General features: G+C 73.5%; 4 protein-coding genes and 1 pseudogene. 1 reads left to right on the forward strand and 4 read right to left on the reverse strand.

From position 1 onward, the window contains the following. From FK498_RS17415 to FK498_RS17430, 4 genes are all read right to left on the reverse strand, one after another. A partial coding sequence (locus FK498_RS17415) for a caspase family protein (RefSeq protein WP_141856798.1) occupies window positions 1-1,012 on the reverse strand: 1,012 nt, incomplete at its 3' end. Between the two features lie 57 nt (window positions 1,013-1,069). Next, on the reverse strand, window positions 1,070-1,738 hold the full coding sequence (locus tag FK498_RS17420; RefSeq protein ID WP_141856800.1) for a glutathione S-transferase family protein: 669 nt from the start codon (window positions 1,736-1,738) through the stop codon (window positions 1,070-1,072). Between the two features lie 74 nt (window positions 1,739-1,812). Further along, the gene (locus FK498_RS17425) at window positions 1,813-2,424 is read right to left on the reverse strand and encodes a hypothetical protein (RefSeq protein WP_141856802.1); all 612 of its coding nucleotides are present in this window, start codon (window positions 2,422-2,424) and stop codon (window positions 1,813-1,815) included. A gap of 134 nt (window positions 2,425-2,558) precedes the next feature. Further along, window positions 2,559-2,987 (reverse strand): OmpA family protein, encoded by a 429-nt coding sequence (locus FK498_RS17430; RefSeq protein ID WP_161988473.1) that lies wholly within the window; start codon window positions 2,985-2,987, stop codon window positions 2,559-2,561. Between the two features lie 230 nt (window positions 2,988-3,217). Here FK498_RS17430 and FK498_RS17435 point away from each other — a divergent pair. Continuing rightward, window positions 3,218-4,851 (forward strand): annotated as a pseudogene (locus tag FK498_RS17435) (NAD-glutamate dehydrogenase domain-containing protein); the annotation flags it as partial.

Raw genomic sequence — 4,851 nt, forward strand, 5'->3', positions numbered from 1 at the left:
CGGCAGGCACGGCCGGCTCGACGCGGCTCACACCGCGCGCCTCCGGCGCCGGACGGGCGAGGGCGGCGATGCGCGCACGCGCGAGCTCGCTGAACACGCCATTCGGATAGCGGGTCAGATAGGCCTCGAACTCGGCGACATTGCGGCTGTCGCGGATGCTCTCCCAGAACAGCCGCTCGGTCGCCGCGTCGGCGCCCGCGGCGACCGGCGGGGCGGGACGGGGCGGCTCGGACGCGGCCGGGACGGACGGGGCCTGCGGCGCGGCGGGCTTGAAGTAGAACTCGCCCTCGAGGCTCGAGTTCTCCCACGGGATCTGCGCCCCGCCCGTCGTCTCGCGCACGGTCTGGCGCACCCGGCCCAGCATCGGCCGCACCTCGAGCCCGGGCGTCTCGATGTGGCGCAGCAGGGCCGCCGTGAACGGGCTGTTCCGCCCCGTGCCGTCCTGCGCCACCGTCCCCGGCGCGGTGGCAAAGGCGACCAACGTGCCTACCGGACCCCGCACCGCCGCCAGCCCCTGTCCCGCGATCCCACGCCCGCCCTGGGCCGCGAGCCGGACCCGGAACGGGTTGTCCCGGCAGGCATCGAGGAACAGCAGGATCACGCGCGCGCGGCCTTCGAGCTGCGTCATCACCGCATCGACGTCGACCGTCTCGAACGGCAGGTCACGATCCGAGCGGATCGAGGCCGAGACCGGGATCAGGTGGTTGCGCCCGGCGACCTCGACCGCGTGCCCGGCGTAGAACAGCATCGCCGCCTCGGCACCGACCGCGCGGTCGCCGAAGCGGCGGATCGCGCGTTCGAGGCCGATGCGGTCGGCGTCCACCACCAGCTCGCTGTCGAAGCCGAGCCGCACCAGCGCGGCATGGACGTCGCGCGCGTCGTTCGCCGGGTTCTCGAGCGGCGGCGCCTCGACATAGGCGCCGTTGCCGATCACCAGCGCCACGCGCTGCGCGAGCGCGCCCGTGCCCCAGGCGAGCACGAACGCAACCGCCAGGACCAACGATCGTGCCATGCGGGTCGATTCCGCCACCGTATCGGCTGGCGGGTCAACCCCGAACTGCGCCCCGGATCAGAAATCGAGATCGGCGTAGTGGCCCGGCGGCGTCAGTCCCGGCACCCGGTCGGCGAGCAGGGCGCGGAACGAGGGCCGGCACTTGATGCGCGCATACCAGTCCTTGGCGGCAGGCGAGACCGACCAGTCCACATCCCCCAGGAAGTCGAGCGCGGAGAGGTGTGCTGCCGCGGCGAGATCGGCGAGCGTGAGCACGTCGCCGGCGAGCCAGCGGCGATGTTCGGCAAGCCACCCCAAATACTGCAGATGCGCGCGCAGGTTCTGGTAGCCGGCGCGGATTGCCGCCCCGTCCGGCTCGCCGCGCCCGAGCAGGCGCTTCATCAGCTTCTGGAACAGCAGGTTCTCGCTCACCTCGCGGGCGAACTTGCCGTCGAACCAGGCGACCAGGCGGCGGCACTCGATCCGCTCGGACACGCAGGCGCCGAGCAGCGGCACCTCGGGATAGGCCTCCTCGAGATAGGCGCAGATCACCGCGCTGTCGGGGATCGCGGCGCCGTTCTCCTCCACCAGCACGGGCACCTGCGCGGCGGGATTGAGGGCCAGGAACTCGGGGCGGCGTTCCCACACCTTCTCGATGCGGAGCTCGAAGGGGAGGCGCTTCTCGGCCAGCGCCAGCCGCACCTTGCGCGAGTAGGGCGAGAGCGGCAGATGGTACAGGAGTCGCATCGCGCGCGGTTATCGCACGTGCGCCGTGCTGCCGGAAGCGCGCGCGGCGGAGGTCAGGCCGCCGCGCCCTCACGTCACGGGAAGATGACGTCCTGGATCTGGCAGGTGTTGATGCGCCGCTTCTCGGCGGCGGTGTTGTTGTCGTAGACGACGCGGATGTCGTAGACGCAGGTGCCGTCGCGCGGCAGCGTCACGGTGAAGGCGCGGCCCGGAGGCAGCACGTTCTGGCCGAGCCGGTCCGCACCCCAGTTCTGGTCGGACGAGGGCGAGACGAAGATCTGCTGGATCGTCCGGCCCGACCGGTTCACGAGCCGGAAATCGGCATTCGCCTGGCTCTGCCCCCGCGCCACCGAGCCGGCGGTGGTGAACGCCACCTCGTTGACGGTGCAGACATTGACGCGCCGGCGCTCCTCGGAACTGCCGTCGGCGAACACCACGCGGATGTCGAACACGCAGGTGCCGTCGCGACGCGGGCGGATCGCGAAGCGCTGGCCGGAGGGAAGGACGTGCTCGCGCAGCCAGTCCTGCCCCCAGTTGCTGTCGGTCGAGGGCGAGACATAGATCTCGTTGATCTGGCGCCCGCTGGTGTTGGTGACCCAGAAATCGGGATTGGGCTGGGCCGACGCCGGGATCCCAACCGCCATGCAGAGGGCGGCCAGCACGCCCAGGAACGCACGTCGGACCATACCTCGCCTCCTTCCCCGCTTCTCCGCGCGCCGCATTCCGGCGCCCTGCGCGGCGATCGCCCTGCGCGGCGATGCGTTGCCGAATCGACTCTAGCGCCCGCGCCGCAGGCGGCTCAAGACACCCCGCCCCCGTCTCAGCGCGGGAACATGATCATCACGCTGCGGTCCTCGGGGTTCTCGGCGCGGTCGCGGCGCATGCCGAAGGCGGCGCCCTGCACCAGCGTGCCGATGATGCCGCGCTGCACGCCCTGATCGGCCAGCGCGTCCGCCACCGCGCGGATGCGCGAGGCGGCGAGCCGCTCGTTCATCTCGCGCGCCCCCGTCGGCGAGGCGCGCCCGATCAGGCACACCTGGGTCTTGAACTGCGCCTTGATCTCGCTGGCCGCGCGCCTGATCGTCGCGCGCGCCTCGCCGGTCAGCGCCGCCGAACCGACCGCGAAGAACACGCTGAACTGGCGGTAGCCCGGATCGCCCGGCACGACGCCGGCACAGGCGGGCTGGGCCGAGGCAGGCTCGGCCGCGGTGGCCGCGGCCAGCACCATCGCAAGCAGGATCCGGCGCATCGCGAACTCCTCCGATCGGGCGGGTCGGGTTCGGCGCCGCGGAGAGCCGCCCCCGCCCAGTGCCGCGTCGCGCCCCGGCTCCGCCATGCCCGGGCCGCGACCGGGTCCAGTCTAGCGCAGCGCGGCACGGCTGTCGCATGGCCCCGGGCGCACCCGGCCGTGCCGCCGCGTCACGGTTGAACCGCCGGGCCCGGCGCGTGACACTCGCCCCGCTGCAGAGGGAGGGGGCGATGGCACCCGAAGGTCTCGATCGCAGGTTGGCCGCGCTGCGCCCCGAGCGCGCCGCGGTCCTGGAGGGTGCGGCCGCACTGCTGCAACGGCGCCTGCCCGGCGCGGCCGGCGCGGAGGCGCGCCGCTTCCTCGACCTCTGGGCCGCCGGCGTGCCGGACGAGGACCTCGCCGCGCGCAGCCCCGAGGACGTCGCCGGCGCGGCGTTGAGCCTGCTCGACCACGGGCGAAGCCGCCCGCCGGGCCAGGCCAGCGTCCGGGTGCTGAACCCGCGCCCCGAGGTCGAGGGCTGGCGCAGCGCCCATTCGATCGCCGAGATCGTCAACGACGACATGCCCTTCCTCGTCGACTCCGCGCTCGCGGCACTCGCGATCGTCGGTCGCGCGGTGCATCTCGTCGTGCATCCGATCGTGCCGGTGCGGCGCGACGCGGCCGGGCGGCTGGTCGCCTTCGGCGAGGCGGCGGGCCCCGATGCGCCGCGCGAGAGCATGATGCAGATCGAGTTCGCGCAAGGTGCCGACAGCGCCGAGCTTGCCCAGGTGGCGGCCGCGCTCAAGCGCGCCATGGCCGATGTGCGCGCCGCGGTCGCCGACTGGCCGGCGATGCGCGAACGCCTGGCCGAGGCGATCGCGGCGCTCGAGGGCGGCGGCGAGGAGGCGCGGATCGCGCGCGAGTTCCTCGCCTGGCTCGCCGACGACAATTTCGTGCTGCTCGGCTATCGCCGCTTCCGCCCGACCGAGGCCGGGATCGCCGCGGAGCAGGAGCATTCGCTGGGCCTGCTGCGCGACGCGTCGATCCCCGTGTTCGACGTGCTGCGCGAGCCCGGGAACCTGCCGCCGGCCGTGCGCGCCTGGGCGGCGGAGCCGACGCTGCTGACGGTCGCCAAGGCGAACATGCGCGCGACCGTGCATCGGCCGCAGCACTGCGACGCGATCGTGGTGAAGCGCCGCGACGCCGCGGGCCGGGTGATCGGCGCGGACCTGTTCCTCGGCCTGTTCGCCGCCAATGCCTACAACCGCAACCCGCGCTCGATCCCCTATCTGCGCGAGAAGGTCGCCGCCGTGCTGGCCGAGGCCGGCGTCGATCCGAACACCCATGACGGGCGGCGGCTCTCCAACATCCTCGAGACCTATCCGCGCGACGAGCTGTTCCAGGCGGGCGTGGACGAGCTGCTCGCGACCGCGCGCGGCGTGCTCGCGCTGCAGGAGCGCCAGCGCGTGGCGCTGTTCCTGCGCCGCGACCGCTTCGAGCGCTTCGTCTCGGCGATCGTCTACGTGCCGCGCGACGTGATGGACACGCGGCTGCGCACGCGCATCGGCGGGGCGATCGCCGAGGCCTTCGCCGGCCGGCTCTCCACCGCCTACATCCAGATCGGCGATTCGCCGCTCGCGCGCATCCACTACATCGTCGCCACCACACCGGGAGCGGTGCCCGCGGTCGATCTGCGCGGCCTCGAGCGCGCGCTCGCCGAGATCGCGCGCAGCTTCCGCGAACGGCTCGCCGAGGCGCTGATCGCCGAGAAGGGCGAGGCCGGCGCGCTCGCCGTGCTCGGCCGCTGGGGCGACGCCTTCCCGGCGGGCTATGCCGACCGGCGCACCGCGCGCGAGGCGGTGGCCGACATCGCGCTGGCCGAGGC

The sequence above is a fragment of the Elioraea sp. Yellowstone genome, assembly GCF_006704265.1.
In the GTDB taxonomy this organism is placed as follows: Bacteria; Pseudomonadota; Alphaproteobacteria; order Acetobacterales; family Acetobacteraceae; genus Elioraea.